This is a genomic window from Streptomyces sp. NBC_01471, from assembly GCF_041438865.1.
Lineage (GTDB): Bacteria > Actinomycetota > Actinomycetes > Streptomycetales > Streptomycetaceae > Streptomyces.
In genome coordinates, this window is the sequence record NZ_CP109450.1 from 7,887,420 (window position 1) to 7,903,629 (window position 16,210).

At 68.2% G+C, this 16,210-nt stretch carries 12 protein-coding genes and 4 pseudogenes; 5 read left to right on the forward strand and 11 right to left on the reverse strand.

The features are described from left to right. Nucleotides 1-28: 28 nt before the first annotated feature. From OG285_RS35605 to OG285_RS35620, 4 genes are read right to left on the reverse strand one after another with little or no spacing between them, the layout of a single operon-like run. Entirely contained in the window at nt 29-1,291 is a 1,263-nt protein-coding gene (locus OG285_RS35605; RefSeq protein WP_371793410.1) for a cation:proton antiporter, read from the reverse strand. Between the two features lie 41 nt (nt 1,292-1,332). Further along, on the reverse strand, nt 1,333-2,796 hold the full coding sequence (locus OG285_RS35610; protein WP_371793411.1) for a cytochrome P450: 1,464 nt from the start codon (nt 2,794-2,796) through the stop codon (nt 1,333-1,335). Further along, complete coding sequence (locus tag OG285_RS35615; protein ID WP_371793412.1) at nt 2,790-3,902, reverse strand: alpha-hydroxy acid oxidase; 1,113 nt, start codon at nt 3,900-3,902, stop codon at nt 2,790-2,792. Before OG285_RS35615 ends, OG285_RS35610 begins: the two co-directional genes overlap by 7 nt. Continuing rightward, nucleotides 3,899-5,524 (reverse strand): NAD(P)-binding domain-containing protein, encoded by a 1,626-nt coding sequence (locus OG285_RS35620; RefSeq protein ID WP_371793413.1) that lies wholly within the window; start codon nt 5,522-5,524, stop codon nt 3,899-3,901. The genes OG285_RS35615 and OG285_RS35620 overlap by 4 nt, the downstream gene beginning before the upstream one ends. A 236-nt stretch (nt 5,525-5,760) precedes the next feature. Here OG285_RS35620 and OG285_RS35625 point away from each other — a divergent pair, with 236 nt between their 5' ends. Next, entirely contained in the window at nt 5,761-7,299 is a 1,539-nt protein-coding gene (locus tag OG285_RS35625; protein WP_371793414.1) for a class I adenylate-forming enzyme family protein, read from the forward strand. Nucleotides 7,300-7,338: 39 nt separating this feature from the next. Here OG285_RS35625 and OG285_RS35630 read toward each other — a convergent pair. From OG285_RS35630 to OG285_RS35640, 3 genes and pseudogenes are all read right to left on the reverse strand, one after another. Next, nucleotides 7,339-7,701: pseudogene (locus OG285_RS35630) on the reverse strand (transposase family protein); the annotation flags it as partial. A gap of 254 nt (nt 7,702-7,955) precedes the next feature. Beyond that, nucleotides 7,956-8,675 carry a VC0807 family protein gene (locus OG285_RS35635; RefSeq protein WP_371793415.1) on the reverse strand — a complete coding sequence of 240 codons (720 nt, stop codon included), beginning with the start codon at nt 8,673-8,675 and terminating at the stop codon, nt 7,956-7,958. A gap of 31 nt (nt 8,676-8,706) precedes the next feature. After that, nucleotides 8,707-9,693, reverse strand: a complete 987-nt coding sequence (locus tag OG285_RS35640) for a transcriptional regulator (RefSeq protein WP_371793416.1) — start codon at nt 9,691-9,693, stop codon at nt 8,707-8,709. Nucleotides 9,694-9,759: 66 nt separating this feature from the next. Here OG285_RS35640 and OG285_RS35645 point away from each other — a divergent pair, with 66 nt between their 5' ends. From OG285_RS35645 to OG285_RS35655, 3 genes and pseudogenes are all read left to right on the forward strand, one after another. Beyond that, on the forward strand, nt 9,760-11,325 hold the full coding sequence (locus tag OG285_RS35645) for a gamma-glutamyltransferase (RefSeq protein ID WP_371793417.1): 1,566 nt from the start codon (nt 9,760-9,762) through the stop codon (nt 11,323-11,325). A gap of 202 nt (nt 11,326-11,527) precedes the next feature. Next, nucleotides 11,528-12,310 (forward strand): annotated as a pseudogene (locus OG285_RS35650) (IS256 family transposase); the annotation flags it as partial. A 120-nt stretch (nt 12,311-12,430) separates the two neighbouring features. Then, nucleotides 12,431-13,220, forward strand: a pseudogene (locus tag OG285_RS35655) (transposase family protein); the annotation flags it as partial. Nucleotides 13,221-13,255: 35 nt separating this feature from the next. Here OG285_RS35655 and OG285_RS35660 read toward each other — a convergent pair. Next, nucleotides 13,256-13,482: pseudogene (locus tag OG285_RS35660) on the reverse strand (ABC transporter); the annotation flags it as partial. Nucleotides 13,483-13,597: 115 nt separating this feature from the next. Beyond that, nucleotides 13,598-14,344 (reverse strand): hypothetical protein, encoded by a 747-nt coding sequence (locus OG285_RS35665; RefSeq protein ID WP_371793418.1) that lies wholly within the window; start codon nt 14,342-14,344, stop codon nt 13,598-13,600. Between the two features lie 193 nt (nt 14,345-14,537). On the opposite strand from OG285_RS35665, the gene OG285_RS35670 reads away from it, so the two are divergent. After that, on the forward strand, nt 14,538-14,897 hold the full coding sequence (locus OG285_RS35670) for a hypothetical protein (RefSeq protein WP_371793419.1): 360 nt from the start codon (nt 14,538-14,540) through the stop codon (nt 14,895-14,897). 45 nt (nt 14,898-14,942) lie between these two features. On the opposite strand, the gene OG285_RS35675 is transcribed toward OG285_RS35670, so the two are convergent. Further along, nucleotides 14,943-15,221, reverse strand: a complete 279-nt coding sequence (locus tag OG285_RS35675) for a hypothetical protein (protein ID WP_371793420.1) — start codon at nt 15,219-15,221, stop codon at nt 14,943-14,945. Next, nucleotides 15,199-15,399, reverse strand: coding sequence for a hypothetical protein (locus tag OG285_RS35680; protein WP_371793421.1), 201 nt, complete (start codon nt 15,397-15,399; stop codon nt 15,199-15,201). The genes OG285_RS35675 and OG285_RS35680 overlap by 23 nt, the downstream gene beginning before the upstream one ends. Nucleotides 15,400-16,210 lie beyond the last annotated feature (811 nt).

A 16,210-nucleotide genomic window follows, 5' to 3' on the forward strand; every position in this document is an offset into this window, starting at 1 on the left:
GCATTACGTAACGCGGTGGCCTCCCACTTCAGGGAGTGGTTTCGGCCATCGAGGTGTCCGCTCGGGTCCGGCGGCGGTCCAGCCGGTCCCAGAGAGTCAGCAGAGGGGACGTCATCACCGTCGTCACCAGGGCGACAATCACGAGCACGCCGAAGAGCGCCGGTGAAGTGATGCCCGCGGCCAGGCCGACGTTGATGGCGATGAGCTGCATCAGGCCGCGGGCGTTCATCAGTGTGCCCACCCGGATGGCGACGTCCAGCGGCTCGCCCAGCAGCCGCGCGGTGGCCCAGCAGGCACCGAACTTGCTGACGACTGCCACCAGGACACAGGCCGCGGTGAACAGCAGCATCTTGCCGCCGGACAGCAGCGTGAAGTCGGTGTTCAGGCCTGAGTAGGTGAAGAACAGCGGCAGGAACACGATGCGGCTGACCGGCTCGATGGACCGCACCGCGCGGGTCACCACTGGGTCTCGGGGGAACGTGACACCGAGACTGAAAGCGCCGAACACGGCGTACAGGCCGATGCGGTCGGTGTACCAGGCGGCGACGAACAGGATGAGGATGATGACCAGCAAAGTGTGTTCCTCGGTCAGTCGCCGCGCCCAGTCCAGCGCTTGCGGTCGCAGGCGCACGAACACGGCGAGGAACACACCGAGCCCGACCGCGCCGATCGCGGCCAGGGCGAAGGTCGATGCCCCGCCGCCGGCCAGGCTCAGCACCGCTGCCAGCAGGATCCAGGCCACGGCGTCGTCCAGCGCGCCGGCAGCCAGCGAGATCGAGCCGAACCGGGAGTCGGTCAGGCCGCGTTCGGTGATGATACGCGCCAGCATCGGAAAGGCAGTGATGGCCAGGGTGACCCCGATGAACAGCGCGCCCACCAGCGGGGAGATGCCGTCCGGATAGATGTCCACCCAGTTGTGGGCCATGGCGGCGAGGCCCGCCCCCAGCACCAGCGGTACGGCGATACCGGCCGCCGACACGGTCACCGCCGTGCGGCCCACCGACGACAGCCGGTCCGTGCGGAACTCGTAGCCCGCCACGAACATGAAGGCGACCAGGCCGATCTGCCCCGCCACGTACAGGATCGGTCGCAGTTCCTGGGGGAAGAGGGCGTCCTCGGCACCGGGGGAGATGAGACCGAGCACCGACGGGCCGAGGGCCACGCCGGCGACCATCTCGCCCACCACGGGCGGTTGTCCCAGATAACGCAGCAACAAGCCGACGAGGCGACAGGTGACGAGGATGACGGCCGCAGCGAGGAAGAACGCCGGACCCAGCTCGGTGGTCGACAACGGGGACTCCATGGTGAGGAGGCGAAGAGAAGGGGACGCCGTCAGGTGCTCCGGCCCGGGTACGGGCAGGACGTGATGGCCGGTTCGTATCGCCCGTCGGCGCCGGAAGCGGTGTGCTCCCGCTGCAACAGGTGGCCTTCGGTGTCGTGCTCGGCGAAGAAGCGTGCGGCGGGCCTGGTGCGGCGGGCGTCCAGGACCATGTATGTGCCGAGGACGAGCTGCGTCAGACTGCGCCCGACATCCTCGGCCCGGTCCCGTACGGCCAGTGCGGTGCGCAGGACGCGGCGCCGCGGCGTGTCTGCCGGGTGGTTCCGGGGGATGAGGAGGCAGGGTGCGCGGTGGGGGATGGAGCGGGTGTGGCTGACTGGTGAGTCCAGCTCGAAGCGGGCGAGTACCTCGCGGGTGGCGGCGCGCATCGCGATGGGGGAGAGGCGCCAGGCCGGACAGGGCCGGTTCGCGGCGATGCCGAAGGGGATGTGGTGGGCCTCCTTGGTGGTCAGCGTCTCCCAGCGCCCGGGGACGAAGTCCTCGGGGTCGGTGTAGCCGGCGGCCTGGTAGTCGGGGTAACTGAAGGTCAGTACGGACCCCGACGGGATGAGCGGCATGCCATCGAGGTCGATGTCCGCGGTGGTGATGCGGTGGGCCACGCCGAACAGCGGGAAGAGCCGGAACGTCTCGTTCATGACGTGCGACAGCCAGCGGTCGTCGTCGCCGCTCGCCGTCACCCGCTCCTGCACCTCCGGATGCTGGGCCAGCACCAGCAGGAGGTGGGCCATCGCCTCCGACATCTGCACGACGGCGGTGTTGAAGAAGGTGCCCTGGAGGTAGTACGCGTGCTGGCGGCGGCTCAGCCCGGCAGGCAGCACGTGCGGCACCTCACCGGCGTCCAGTCTCCGCAGCAGGTAGCGGGTCAGCCGGTCGCGGCGGCGCATGTGCCGCAGCCTGGTGCACTTCAGGGCGTTGACCACGTCCTCGGCGTTGTCGACGATCAGCTTCCGCGCCTCGGGCGGGCAGTCCTCCTGGAACACCAGCGTGTAGAAGAACTCGGCCCACACCGGCATCATCAGATCGCGCAGCCGCACGGACCGCACGCCGTCGCCGGGCAGGGCGTCCAGGACGTGCCGGGTGCTGCGCGCGGCCGCGTCGTACAGCCCGGCCGACGGGCCGGCCAGGATGGCGAGGGTGCGCCGGGACACCTCGTCGTAGCGGGGGCCTGCCTCCAGGTGCTCCTGGTGGATGTCGGCGCCGGGTGCGAGCCAGTACCAGAACAGGTCGGACAGCGCCGCGCCCCGGCTGCGGCCGTTCGCCGCGGGCTGGCCGTAGATCTCCTCGAAGCGCTCGGCGCCGCCGTACTCCTCCTGCGGGAAGGGCAGGCCCTCGTCGCCGTTGATGCGGGCGAAGAGCTTCATCCGTAGGGACACGATCCGGCCGGGCAGCCAGGCCGGGGAGGAGAGCAGCAGTGCGCTGCCCGCCGCCAGGGCCGCCCCCGTGGTCTTTTTCAGCATGTCCGTTCTCCTCTCGTCGGCCGCCGTGCCGTGCCGCGCTCGACGACCTGATCGGCCGTGAGGTCCTGGGGCCGGTGACCACCGCACAGGGCGAGCACGTTGTCGAAGTCCGCGCGCAGCGCGGTGAGGCACCCCCGTACGCCTTCCTCGCCGAGGTCGGCGAGCGCCCACAGCACGGGCCTGCCGACGCCGACGGCCCGGGCGCCGAGGGCGAGGGCTGTCGCGATGTCGCTGCCCCGGCGCACCCCGCCGTCCATGAGGACCGGCACCCGTCCGGCGACGGCTTCGGCCACTGCGGGCAGCGCCTCCACCGCTGCGGGAGCGGCATCGAGTTGCCGCCCTCCGTGGTTGGATACGAGCAGTGCGTCGATGCCCTGCTCGACGGCGGTGCGCGCGTCCTCGGGGTGCAGTACACCCTTGAGGACGAGCGGCAGGTCGGTCTGTTCACGCAGTCGGCGCAGGTCGTCCCAGCCGGCCGGCCACATGGTGATGGAGCGGGGGCGGCCGGGCTCGCCGCCGGGCAGGTTGCGCATGTTCTCGGTAGCAAGGCCGGGGGGCAGATCGTGGAAGCCGTTGCGCAGGTCGCGGGTGCGGCGGCCGAAGACGGGAGAGTCGACGGTGACGACGAGGGCGGAGCAGCCCGCCCGTTCCGCCCGGCGGACCAGCTCGGTGGTGACCTCGGGCTCCGGCTGGAGGTAGAGCTGGAACCAGACCACCGCGTCGTCGTCCTTTTCGCGGGCGGCCGCGACGACGTCCGCCACGGCCGTGGTCGCCGCCATGCCTGTCACCAGCGGGACCCCTGCCGCCGCGGCGGCGCGCGCGGTGGCCGCCTCGCCGTCGGGGTGGGCCAGCCGGTGGAAGGCGGTGGGCGAGACGAACAGCGGGGCCGGCCACTCCCTGCCCAGGACGCTGACCGCGGTGCTGCGGTCGCCGCCGCCGCGCAGCACCCGGGGGAGCAGGGCCAGCCGGCCGAAGGCGTCCTCGTTCTCCTGCAGCGCGGTCTCCTCACCGGCGCCGCCGGCGAAGAAGTCGTAGTGCTGCTGGGGGAGTTGGTTATGCACCGGTTGGGCCGGGTGGTGCGCCGGGCCGGTTTCCCGGCCGGTCATGTCCGGGGCGCGGCGAGCGCGTCACCGGCCGGGGAACCGTCGCCGGCCGCGAGGCGGGCGGTGAGGAAGGAGCACAGCGGGCCAACGTGCACGTCAGGGTTGTCCCACTCGTTCTCCAGGTTCTCCGTGACGTGGTGCTCGGCGACCGGTTTGCCGCTGCCGTCGGGAAGGAACTGCCGTACCACGGGGTGCAAGTAGCGGGCGTCGAGACCGCTGGTGTCCTGTTGGTTCATCCGGTTGACGCTGACGTCGAAGGGGTCGACCTGGTCGTGGTCGGCGCCGTACTCCAGGGTGACGGTGAAGTAGGCGGACAGTGCCCCGAAGTCGCCCCGCTCGGCTGCCGCGTGCAGGTGACCCACGGGCACCTCCTCGCAGTAGCGCACCTCGCCGCCGGCGTCGACCAGGACGCCGTCGCCGAGGAATCCGAACATCTGCCACAGGGCCGAGGTGCGGTTGATGCGCTCGATGACCGCGCCGGCCACAGCGGCGCCGGTGGCGGGCAGCCCGGCGTGCGGCCACTGCACGTCGTGGTAGCGGCGCTCCAGTATGCGGGTCAGCGCCTTCACGCCGTACCGGAAACCGTGAATGAAGCCGCTGGTGGACTTCTTGAAGTCCAGCGACTGGGTAATGGTTCCGGCGAAGTAGAGATCGGGTACGCTGACCGATTCCCAGGCGTCTGTGAGGTGCGGAAAACGGTCCTTTATGACCAGATCCGGGCGGCATTCCTCGGCGAATATCGACGCATCGAAGCGGAATCCGGTGGCCAGAATGACCCGGTCGTACGGGATGTCTTTGACGACCTCCCCGACGCGGGAGAAGCTGACGCTCACCACATATCCGCCGTCGGCATTGCGTTTGATACGGAGAATATTTCCGTCGAGGATCGCATTCTGTGATTTAAGCTGGTACGTGTCGAGGAAGTTGTTGTTGACGGCCCGTAGGTGGCCCACGAAATGAGTGCGCCAGGCAAGCTTCAGTGAACCGGGTCCGGCCATGTGGATCACAGCGGCGGTCTCGATGAGGTTGTCCGCGGTCTCGAACGCGGAATTGCCACGGCCGATGATGAGAACCCGCTGGTCGACGAAGTCCTGCGGATCGACCGTCATCTCGTCGTAGCGCTCGGCCTCGGCCGCACCCTCGATGGGCGGCACGTAGGGCCGGGAGACGCCGGTGGCGACGATGACACGCCGCGCTCGGACAACGTTGCCACTCTCGTCCGTCGCCACGAACTCGCCGCCGTTCGGGCGCGTTACGCGGCTGATGCGGGTGTTGTAGCGGATGTTCAGGCCGTGCTCGCGGGCGAAGTCGTCCAGGTAGCGGACGAGATCGTCGGCCGGTGGGAAGTAACGGGGGGTGTAACTGGTGAACAGGGGGCCCTCGTCCGAGAGCAGTGAGTTCCAGTCGACGCGCAGCCGCAGTTCCGGGTCGCTCCAGCCGGTGTGCACCTTGTTGCTGGAAATAAGAGTCCGGTGCCTGGGGAAACGTGTGAAGAAAGCGCCCGGCGCGTCGCTTCCTTCCACGATCAGATAGTCCCTTCCGGACTTCTTGAAGAAATATCCGGCTTGCAGGCCTGCGGGTCCGCCGCCGATGACGAGATAGTCGACATGGACTGAATCGGACATACTGGTCCTGCCTTTCATGGGGTGCCGAAGACGGTACTTGATGGTTAAAGCACGCGACCACCCCACCTGCATGTGATCTAGATCACTAGCACTGGGAATGGCTCAATTCCGGGCATCGGTTAGCGTGTGTGGTCGATTGGCGGGCTAAGCAGACCCTCGCGCCGGTCTTTGCGATCGATTTTCGGTCATTCACGCACCCTTTACGTCGGCAGTTTCCGGCCCAGAGTGGAGATGAAGTGGACGAACAGTCCGGAGGCACCTTTCCGCAGACACTCATCGACGCTTTCCGTGCCGCTCCCGACCTGCCCGCCTTCGAGTACGAGGGGTGCACGGTCACCAGGGGAGAGGTGCTCGGCGCGGTCGCCTCATTCGTTCGGGGCCTGCGCGCGGCGGGCCTGACCGCCGGTTCGCACGTGGCTCTGGACACCGGGGTCTCCCCGGAGGCGTTCGCTGTCCGGATCGCCGCCCACACCGTCGGCTGCACGGTGATCGGCCTGCGCCCCGGGCTGCCCCGAGAACACCTGCGGTCCATCCTGGCCCGCGACGTCGCCGCAGTGATCACCGACGACGCCGCCGGCAACGCCGAACTCCCCTCTGAGGCCGGCGCACTGGGCGTCCCGCTGCTGGACGCCGCCGCCCTGCGGCCGAGAGAGGCGGTTCCTTCCGGTCTTTCCGGCTTTGGCGACCTCACCGCGCAGGGCAACCCCGCCGACATCGGCATCATCCACCTCACCAGCGGAAGCACCGGGCACCCCAAGGGCACGACGGTGACCTATGGCGCACTGTCGCTCAACTGGGCCTTCGAGCAGACCCGCTGGAACGACCGCGTCCGCCGGCTCGCCGCGCGCTACGAACGCTTCCTGCTGTTCGGCACGCTGAACAGCGCCGTGGTCTTCGAGCACCTGGGCCTGTGCCTGATGGGCGGCGGCACCGCCGTGATCCCCGGGCAGCCGTTGCGCTTCCCCGAAGTGTTCGCCCAGCACCGCGTCACCGCATGCCTGCTGACGGTGCCGCGGTTGTACGCCATCCTCGACGCCGTCCGGGAGGGGGGCGCGGACCTCTCCTCGCTGCGCAACCTCCTCGTGGCGGGCTCCCCGCTCCCGCCGCACCGGCTCACCGACGCCGCCGCGCTGCTCGGACCTGTCGTCCACCACGGCTACGGCCAGACCGAGACGGGCATGCTCTCCGTCCTCGAACCCGACGAGCTGGCCGGCGACCCGGGCCTGGCCGACAGCGTGGGACGCCCGCTGGAGACCGTCGAGGCCGTGGTGCGCGACAGCGCGGGCCGGGACGTACCGACCGGTGACACGGGCGAGGTATGGGTGCGCAGGCCGGACTTCTTTTGCGGCTACTGGGGCGACGTGCGGGAGACGGCTGACGTGCTGCGGGACGGCTGGGTGCGCACCCGCGACCTCGGCAGCCTCGACGCCGACGGGTATCTGCGGCTGGCCGGACGCATCCGCGACATCGTCATCGTCAACGCCGTCGTCCACTACGCGGGGCCCATCGAACGCGCCCTCGCCTCACATCCCCACATCGAACAGGCCTACGTCGTGAGCGTCCCCGACGAGCACACCGGCGAGGCCATCCACGCCTTCGTCGTACCGCTGCCAGGAGCCGCCGCCCCCGCGGAGGAAACGCTGCGCAAGCTGGTCGCCCGGGAACTCGGTACGGCGAGCGTCCCGGTCGGCGTCGGCTTCCTCACGGAGGTTCCTGTGGCGCCCAGCGGCAAGCCGGACAAGGCGGCGCTGCGCGCGATGGTGCCGCAGCGCTGACCGAAGGAGTTTTTCGTCACTACGGGCCGTCGTCGCCCCACCGGAGTGGAAGGGCCGGTCGGCCGCTGTCCGGTCGATCGGCAGCAGCGTGCCGTCCAGGATCACGAACGCCTTGGTGGAGGCGGTCTTCATCGCTTCGGCGAGGGCGGCGGTAGAGCGGCCAGGACGTCGATGGCCTCGACGACGTACCGGTAGGCGGTGGCGGTGCCGATGCCGAAGCCGGCGGCGAGCTGGGCGTAGGTATGGCCGCAGCGCAGGTGTGCCAGGACGAGCAGGGCCTGACGGCCCGCGCTCACGCGACGCCAGCGCGTTTCCGCGTTCCTGGCGGTGGATCCGCAGGTGAGTGGCCAGGTAGCGCAAGGTCGAGCTGGACACATCGACGCCGGACGGGTAGACAAGCACGCGGAAGCTTCTGGCAGACAGGCGATCTTGGTCGTGAACCCGTCTACCAGGAGCTTCCTCACATCCAGACACCGCCCCACCTATCCAACTGGCCACCAGTCCGGCCAGGTTGGAAAAGGCTCACTGGCCGTGGGCTCACCGACCCCGCTGAAGGCACCACGCGAGGCCTCGGGTGCCGCGCAGTCGTGTGCCGGTCCTGGAGTGGCTGTTCGGAGTGGGCAGGGCACGGTCGGGGTGCGGCGGTGACAGGACGGCTACTGCCGTGTGATCGGTGTACCGGAGCCGCCCTCGAACGTGCCGGCCGGGGGCTGCGACGGGTCGGAGCTGGGCGTGGCCGCGGCCTTGAACAGCGGGGCCAGTGACCGACGTATGTACCGCCCTGTCCCGACGGCCACGAGCAGTGCCATGACCGGCTCGACGAGCGAGGTGACAGCGGCGGACACGGTCACCGGGAGCGTGTAGGCGAAGGCGACGCAGGCCAGGGCCGACACACCGAACGCGACCGCCCACAGGACAGTGAGGATCCGCATGGCGCGTAGACCACGCGGTTGGCGGGAGACCGTGTTGAATCGCGGGGCCGCATCGGGCCGGTTGCGGATGGTGAAGTAGCGCGCGATCAGCAAGATCAGCGGGCTGCGTGTGGGCACCGAGACGGCCGCGGCCACGGCAAGGGCCAGGTAGATCAGGCCGCCGCGCGCGATCACCGCCCGGGCGTCGTGGGTCACCAGCGCCAGCACCATCGACACCACGAGGAAGATCAGGATCAGGCCGGAGATCGCGTTGAACGGACGTCCACGGAGGCGGTCGGCGATCAGTCGAGCCAGCGGGACGACCGAACCGGCGAGATAGGCGAGCACGTCACTGATCCCGAACGCCCGCAGGACGTAGAAGACCAGTATCGACGGGACCACGTCCACGACGAGGTTGAGCAGTATCGAGCGCCAGGCACTGGGGGCCGGGGCTGGGGTGGTCATGAGCGTGCCCTCCACGGACAGTCGGAGTTGGTCAGGGGTGACGGGTGGACAGCGGGCGGTACACCTCGACCGCGAGGTCCTTCATCACCGCAGTGGCGATGTCAGCGAGCGCGGACACCGCGATCGAGACGAGATAGCGGCCGACGGAGAACCAGGCCACCGCCGTGGCCGGTGCTCCGTCCTGGTTGGCGGGCAGCAGGTAGCCGCGGGCCGCCGGCACGCCGACGTCCACCGCGGAGGGATTCATGACCGCGAGGATCGATGTGCAGTCCGACGCGCCGCCGAGTTCAACCACGATCGCGTGTGCGATGCCCTGGCCCTCCTGCTCACCCCCGTCCTCCGCGCTGCTGTTGTGCTCTGGGCCGACGATCGGCCATGACGTGATCCAGCCACCGCGCAGCCCGTGACTCATCAACATCAGCCGCTGTTCGCGCTGTTCGGTGAAGCTCGAGTAGCCGGCCGGCATGTCGTAGCGCGCACTGATGGGTCCGGAACGCAGCGGCTCCGCGCGCCGCCCGGCCAGCACCGGTTCGGTCGGTAGGAGGGTCGAGTGGTCGATCCGGCCCGGGGACGCGTCCTCACCACAGCCGTCCGCTCGCGCGTCCCGGGCGGTGTCCGCGGCGGTGTCGTCGTCGGCGAGCAGGGCTGCGAACACGATGGACATGGCCGCGACACGGTCCTCGTCCGGGTCGGTTCCGGTCCGGCCGGCCTCCTGCGAAGCCGTGGTGAGCAGCTTGGTCAACAGTTCCTGCTCCTCCCGGAACACTTCGGCTCCGGCCGCGGTCATTCGGACCCAGGTCCGCGGCCGCCGGTTCTCGAACACCTTCTCCGTGGTGATGTAGCCGTGCTCCTCCAGCACGCCCAGGTGGCGGCTCAGGCTGCCGTTGGACTGCCCCAGAGCGTCCCGCAACTGCGAGAACGTGCACGGTCCACGTCGGTCGACGATGGCCAAGACGCCGAGGCGTACTCGCTGGTGAACCACTTCGCGCAACCCTGACTCGGGCTCTTGCTCCGCCACTTGAACTCCTGATCCATGTGTAGTCTCAAATTGAGACTACACTCCAAAAGGGAAAGGTCGGTAAACGTGACTGACAAGCTCGATCCCAGTGGCTGGGATCCCGGGGAACGCGCGCACGCCCTGGACTGGCGGAACGTCGGACTCGATCCGCGCTCCGCCTGCGCGACCGGGACGTCGGGGGCCTTGGTCGGGTCCACCGGCCCCTTCGCCACCCTCGCCGGCCGCTATACCCTCGACGCCGCAGGCAGCGCCACCGATGCCGTGCTGACTACCGCCTTCACCCAGATCGCGCTGTCTTTGGGCTCATGGGTCAGCTACGCCGGACTGTTCGGCATGGTGCACCACGAGGCCGCCACCGGAGCAACGACCAGCGTGTCCGCCGGATTCAGGACCTTCGCCGGAGAAACCCACCCGCTGGAGATCCCGCCCGCCCCGCAACCGAGCGGACGCACCGCCCTGGTCCCCGGATTCATCGCAGGCGCCTACGCCGCCCACACCCGCTCGGGCCGACTGCCCTGGGAGCAGCTCTGGTCACCCGCGCGGTACCTGCTCGAACGGGGTGTCCCAGTCACCGAGCACCTCTCGCGTCTACTTGCCCAGCGAGCCGATGTCCTCACCCGCACCGACGAGGGCCGCGCCGCATTCGCTGCGCAAGGACGGCTACCGCGGGCCGGCGAACTCTTCACCCAGCAGCGTCTGGCGGCCACCGCCGCGGCCCTCGCCGAACACGGACCGGACTGGATGTATCAGGGGCCCTGGGCGGAGCACTTCGTATCGGCGGTGCGCAGGGAGGGAGGCCAGGCGAGCATGGAGGATCTCGCGGGCTACCGGGCCCGCTGCGGCGAACCGGCACGCGGGTCCTTCGCAGGCCACGAGATCGCGACCCTGCCCGCCCCGGACACCGGTGGGACCAATCTGCTCGCCAACCTCGCACGGCTGGAGACAGCCGAGATCGGCGAACCCGCACAGGACCCGCACGCCCTGGCCGGATTCCTCACGGCCCTCAACGGCTCGCCCTCGACCGGCAGCCACTCCGACTACGTGCTAGCCGTCGACGCCGAGGGCAACCTCGCCGCACTGTGCCACAGCATCAACACCGCGATGTGGGGCACCACCGGCATCGTCGTGGACGGCATCCCCCTCCCCGACCCGGCGGCATTCCAGCAGCCGCTCCTCGCCGAACTCACCCCCGGGGACCACCTCCCCATGCCCGTCGAGCCCGCCATTGCCTTGCGCGAGGGTCGCCCCGTCCTCGCCTGCAGCAGCATCGGCGTCGGACTGCACCCGGCCACCGTGCTCGGTCTGCACCGCGTTCTCGCCCTCGAACAACCTCTCGCGGCGGCGGTCGATGCCCCGCTGGTCCACGGCCACGACATCATCATGGGCGACTCGGTGACCTCCATACTGGCCCACCGCGAACTGCCGACGCCCAGCCGAGTCATCGACGACTGCTTCCCCGACGCGTGTCTGGAGGCGGCTCGCGACGCTGGACACGCCGTGACGCCACGATCCGCCGATGACCCGACGCTGCCCCGCGGTTTCTGGGCCGCGATCACCACCGATCCCGATACCGGGGTGCACACCGCAGCACGTACCCCGTACGGCCAAGGCCCGGCGCGCACGATCGGATGACCGACAGGAGCACACACCATGTAGTGCTGGCTGCATGAGTCGATCGCGCGTCTCCTGTCGACGCAGCGATAAGTCACGAGGGGCTATCAGGAATCAATGATGATTCCTGATAGCCCCAACGGTTCACTCACTACGTCGGCAGACCGTCACGAACGGGACTGTAAAACGTTCGGTGTAACTCCCGATCATGAAAGATGCATCGATGCCCAGCAACAATGTGACCGGGGCCGAGCCCGTCGAGCCGTCTGAGACGACCCCTTCGAAGTCTGTGGACGACCGGTTGATCGACGAGCTGGTGGGCCGGGCTCAGGCCGAGGTCCTGCAGCTGACCGGCGAAGGCGGGCTGCTCCAGCAGCTGACGAAGCGGCTCCTGGAGTCCGCTCTCGAGGGTGAGATCACCGATCACCTCGGCTATGACAAGCACGATCCGGCGGGGAAGAACGGCGGCAACTCCCGCAACGGCACCCGCGCCAAGACCGTACTGACCGATGTCGGCCCGGTGGAGATCACCGTGCCCCGCGACCGCGACGGCTCCTTCGAACCGAAGATCGTCAAGAAGCGGCAGAAGCGGCAGAAGCGTCTGACCGGCGTCGACGAGATGGTCATCTCACTCGCGGCGAAGGGCCTGACCACCGGCGAGGTCCAGGCCCATCCCGCCGAGGTCTACGGCGCCGATGTATCCCGCCAGACGATCTCCACGATCACCGACAAGGTCCTCGAGGGCATGGCCGAAAATGGCAGAACCGGCCCCTGGACGCCGTTTACCCGGTGGTCTTCATCGACGCCATCCACGTGAAGATCCGCGACGGTGCGGTCGCCAACCGGCCCATCTACACGTGGCTCTGGCGGTCACGGCCGAGGGCCGGCGGGACATCCTCGGGCTGTGGGCCGGCGATGGCGGCAGGGTGCCAAGCACTGGATGCACATCCTCACCGAGATCAAGAACCGCGGCGTGAACGACGTCCTCATGCTCGTCTGCGACGGAGCCTTTTCCAACCTGGCCGGACTGGTGGCCAGTTGGACAGGTGGGGCGGTGTCTGGATGTGAGGAAGCTCCTGGTAGACGGGTTCACGACCAAGATCGCCTGTCTGCCAGAAGCTTCCGCGTGCTTGTCTACCCGTCCGGCGTCGATGTGTCCAGCTCGACCTTGCGCTACCTGGCCACTCACCTGCGGATCCACCGCCAGGAACGCGGAAACGCGCTGGCGTCGCGTGAGCGCGGGCCGTCAGGCCCTGCTCGTCCTGGCACACCTGCGCTGCGGCCATACCTACGCCCAGCTCGCCGCCGGCTTCGGCGTCGGCACCGCCACCGCCTACCGGTACGTCGGCACCGCCACCGCCTACCGGTACGTCATCGAGGCCATCGACGTCCTGGCCGCTCTCGCGCCGACCCTCGCCGAAGCGATGAAGACCGCCTCCACCAAGGCGTTCGTGATCCTGGACGGCACGCTGCTGCCGATCGACCGGACAGCGGCCGACCGGCCCTTCCACTCCGGGAAACACAAGAAACACGGCATGAACGTGCAGGTCATCACCGATCCGATGGGGCGACTGCTGTGGGCCTCGCCCGCCCTGCCCGGCACCGTCCACGACATCAAGACCGCCCGCACCCACGGCATCCTCGACGCCCTGACCGAAGCCGGCCTCGAATGCTTCGCCGACAAGGGCTACCGCGGCACCGGCGGCACCATACGACTGCCCTACTGGGGCCGCTGGGACACGCTCTCCGCAGGCCAACAAGCCGTCAACCGCTCCCACGCAAAGATCCGCGCACTCGTCGAGCAGGCCATGGCCACCCTGAAGAGCTGGCGCCTCCTGCGCAAGCTCCGCTGCAGCACCACCCGCATCACCCACCTCGTCCAGACCATCCTCACCCTGCACCTGACCTGCTCAAACCGAGGTTGGAAAAGGCTCAGTGGCCTGCGTGTTCGGCTGGCGGCCAGTTCTGCGCCGAGGGCGGCTTCCACCATTGTCAGCTCTGCTGCCCGGCCGAGCACCGGTCGCAGCCGACCGGCCAGCCAGACGAGCACGATGCCCATCAGTGCGCGGACACCGGTGCGGCGATGACGGCCAGATGCGGAGCGGCGTCCCACAGTCACTCGGTGATGTCGCCCGAGGACATCAGCGCGGTGATCGTGCCCGTATCTGCCGCTGCGCCGCCTTTCAGGCTTTGCCCTGAGTTCAGGGGGACGAAGAGGCCGGGGGAACGGAGGTCCGGAGTACTTAGGTCCGGAGTACTTCCGGCCGCTCCACCGGCCGCCTTCAGTTGATGTCTAAAGCTCCTGGTCACCTTGCCAGGTGACTGACGTCAGAGGGGCAATCTCACTGTTCGCCAGGCCCTTGTAGGTCACCGTCCGCTCGGGACCGAGCTCGTGCGCGACCTGTTGTGCCAGGCCATGTCCCTCGAGGAACAGCCGCTGCCACTCATCGTCGTACTTGCCTTCCTCCCGGTCCCGCACGTCCAGGTTCAATGTGATGTCGATGTTCTTCGCCCACGCGTACAGATCGGCGACGAGACCGTCGGACAGAGCTAGTGCGGCGGCTGGATCGTCGGGGGCGAAGTCCCCGAATCCTTCGGCACGGAGTGGGGCGAATTTGAACTCGCCCTCGACCGTGATGTGTACGGGGGGCGGTGCTGGTCTGCCGTGGCTGTCGCGCTCCCAGTGGAGGCGGTCGCAGCTCCAGCACACCCATTTCGCCGTCTTGTGGCGCTCGTCCCAGTAGCGCACGGCTCGCGACGACCCGAGATGTGTGGCCAGGCGCCGGGCTGCTGTCAGGCCCTGTTTGACGTGCTTGCGCAGTGCCGGACGGGAGGTGAAGCCCTCCGGCGGCCGGGACAGTGACCAGGAGCGCAGTGCGTCCGCCAGGTCCGCCGGGAGGTCCAGCCGGGAATCGTCCAGCGGGACTTCACGTGTGAACGTACGGAGGTCGTCGCAGACCGCGGCATCCTGCGGCTCGTAGAGAGGAGACGGCTCGCCTCGGGCCTGCACAAGGAGGTCTCGCGGTTCTTTGGGTGTCATACCGGGTTCGCTCCGATCACGTATCCGTTGTCGCCCACGGTAATAGCCACGCGCTGGGACTTGCCGTTGAAGACGATCTCGAAGATCGGCCTGCGGTCCCCTGGTAGCCGACCTTCGTGCCCTCAGTTAGGGCCTTCTTCACGAGGGCCTGGATGTCCTCCACCCGGACCCCCGAGGTCGCGAACTCCCCCGCGTGCCGGAGAACGATGTGGGTCAGGCCCTTCTTGGCTGTGCCCTTCTCAAGCCAAGCAAGGGGCACACCGGGTTTGGCGTACTCGGTCACCCAGATCGTGTCGGCTCTGTTGAAACTCACGCCGGCTTCCTGAAGCTTCTTCAGCAGCTTGGGGTCAAGGGTGCCACTGGCTATCTTGGCCCGTTCAGCTACGCCGGCCGCGATACGCAACCCCATGCCCGACGCGCTGGTCGCGGCGCCGATCCCTGTGATGCCCTTCTCCCCGAGGATCTTCTTCAGATCCGCGAGTACCTCGGCAGCACTCTCACCTGTCTTGATCGCGTGTTCGGCGCGGGTGGCGAGTTTGACGGCTTCGGCTAGCTTCGTGGCGACCGAGGAGGGTACGAACGTCGCGGCGGCCCAGGCTCAGCTGGACTTGTCACCGTGGTAACACCTGGCGACATCACCGAGCACGATTTCGTAGAGGACGGTGCCGACCATTTCGCCGAAGAGGTTCTGCCATCCGATCCGGGTGATATCACCGAAGGAGAAGTGGTGCGTCCAGTTGGTCTTCTGATCCCGGAGCGGCTCCGTGCCGAGAAATATCGTGTCCGTCTTTGGGCACCCGGCCTCGGTGGCGGGGACGTTGGGATTCGCGCAGAGGTAGTAGCTGACCGTCAGATCAAGGTGCAGCTCGTACGTCACCGTGCAGCCCTGGGGTACGGCGGGCCAGTGACGCGGTGGCCTTGGACGCGGCGGTGGCGGCGTCGGCCGGACGGGCGTCGGCCGCGTATCCGGCGGGGTTGGCGGCGGACTGGTAGGCGGCCTTGGTGTCATCCGCCGCCTTGTCGGCGAGGGCTTTGGCGGTGGCGGCTTCCTCCACCGCGTTCTTGGCATGGGCGTTGGCGACGGCCTTCTGGTGCCGTACCTGACTGACTTCGCCGGAGACTGCCGCTTACGCCCGCCACAGCCAGCCCGGTCCGATCCGAAGCGGCATACATAACGCAAACTATCTGTAACGCCCCAAGTGCAGTGGTATGACGGCTGCCTGGGTCTCAGGTTCGAGGCTGTCAGCTATCAGCAGTGGCTGTGCTCGACTGTGTGGTCGCCCACTTGCGGGTCTGAGTAATGGGTGGCGTTGGGGTTGTAGCAGGTGTTGTCGGATAGCTGTGGGTGTCTGGCCTGGGGTTGGCTGGTGATGTCATCGAGATGATGCGTTGTTGGTGACTCCACCGTGTGTCTGTCCTGGACGGCGTGGTGCAGATCGGACCTGGCCTGTCGTCACGTCGTCCCGCTTCGGTAGGGAATAGTCAGTGGACTAGACCACTTGATGGTATATCAAGTGTGCTCATCGCGGCTTCGCTGCCCGGTCGAGGGGAGTCTTGTCTCGGGTATAGATCGACTGCATAATGTGACGGTAGGGTAGTTGAAGAGCGGCCACGGAGTGGACAGCCGGCCAACACCGGCAACCTGCACCCATGGAGACGAGGCCACTGAAACCCCCAACTCCTCACACAAACACACCTCCTGAGCCACCGTCACACATAGCCAGCCAGGTTCGGCCGGAGGCCGGGCCTTTCGGGCCGGAGGCCCGGTGTCACCGAAGGTGACAACGCTTCAAGCGCCGAAGGCGCCAAGGGCGCGGAGCGCCCGGCATCTTTGACGGCCCGTAGGGCCGTCGCGTCGTGTCTCCG

Bases quoted from the DNA above. Each gene is read 5' to 3' on its own strand.
- OG285_RS35610 (WP_371793411.1), bottom strand. From the start codon at position 2,796: ATGCTGAAAAAGACCACGGGGGCGGCCCTGGCGGCGGGCAGCGCACTG.
- OG285_RS35615 (WP_371793412.1), bottom strand. From the start codon at position 3,902: ATGACCGGCCGGGAAACCGGCCCGGCGCACCACCCGGCCCAACCGGTG.
- OG285_RS35620 (WP_371793413.1), bottom strand. From the start codon at position 5,524: ATGTCCGATTCAGTCCATGTCGACTATCTCGTCATCGGCGGCGGACCC.
- OG285_RS35635 (WP_371793415.1), bottom strand. From the start codon at position 8,675: ATGACCACCCCAGCCCCGGCCCCCAGTGCCTGGCGCTCGATACTGCTC.
- OG285_RS35665 (WP_371793418.1), bottom strand. From the start codon at position 14,344: ATGACACCCAAAGAACCGCGAGACCTCCTTGTGCAGGCCCGAGGCGAG.